Source organism: Thiohalocapsa halophila (genome assembly GCF_016583825.1).
GTDB lineage: Bacteria > Pseudomonadota > Gammaproteobacteria > Chromatiales > Chromatiaceae > Thiohalocapsa > Thiohalocapsa halophila.
On record NZ_NRRV01000257.1, the window covers coordinates 1 to 663 of the forward strand.

Annotated in this window: 1 protein-coding gene and 1 pseudogene; one reads left to right on the plus strand and one right to left on the minus strand. The window is 62.0% G+C overall.

Features of this window, described 5'->3' with window-relative positions; genetic code table 11:
• Positions 1-354 (plus strand): annotated as a pseudogene (locus tag CKO31_RS26310) (hypothetical protein); the annotation flags it as partial.
• 118 nt (positions 355-472) lie between these two features.
• On the opposite strand, the gene CKO31_RS26315 reads toward CKO31_RS26310, so the two are convergent.
• Positions 473-663: ATP-binding protein (locus tag CKO31_RS26315; protein WP_200243940.1), on the minus strand; the 191-nt coding region annotated here is incomplete at its 5' end.

The window sequence follows — 663 nt, forward strand, 5'->3', positions numbered from 1 at the left end:
TTGTGGGATACGATGGAAATATGCTCGACGCCGCGTTTGCGCAGTCCGTGCAGTATCGGTCCGACTTCGGATCGAGGCCTCGAAACGGTTTCGATCGCTCCTTGTCAGAGCCCCATCTATCACCACAAGAGCGAGCGCGTCAGTGCGCACTTATTCATCTCCGTGCTGGCCTGCCATCTGGTGCACACCATTCGCTTGCAGCTCAAGGCCTGCGGGATACACCGCAGCTGGGACGGCATCCGCCGGGAGCTCGATGGCCAAGGCCGGGTCACGGTCGAGCTCAAGCGTGAGGAAGGCCGCACCATTCACGTCCGCAAGGCGGCCCGCCCCGAGCCGCGCCAGCAGCGCGTCTAAGATGCCCTGGGTGTGAGCGAGCGTCCGGGCCAGCAGCAAATCACCCTGGTGTGACTCGCCGACCCCGCAGAGAACAGAGCAACCATGTAGTGCCATAACGATCACCCATGTACGACTATCACCTTGCTTCTGCGAGTAATCTTCTGAGTTTGTAGCAAGCCTGGCATAGGGCCTGGGGCGTCAGCTCGACATCGCAGTGCATGCTGGCGAGCAGCTCGTCGAGTCGGTAGAAGCTGACACCGAGGTCGTGCTCGATGGCCTTGACGCTGAGGGCGACGCCGAGGTGGGTGTTGCCCACACCAGGTGGGC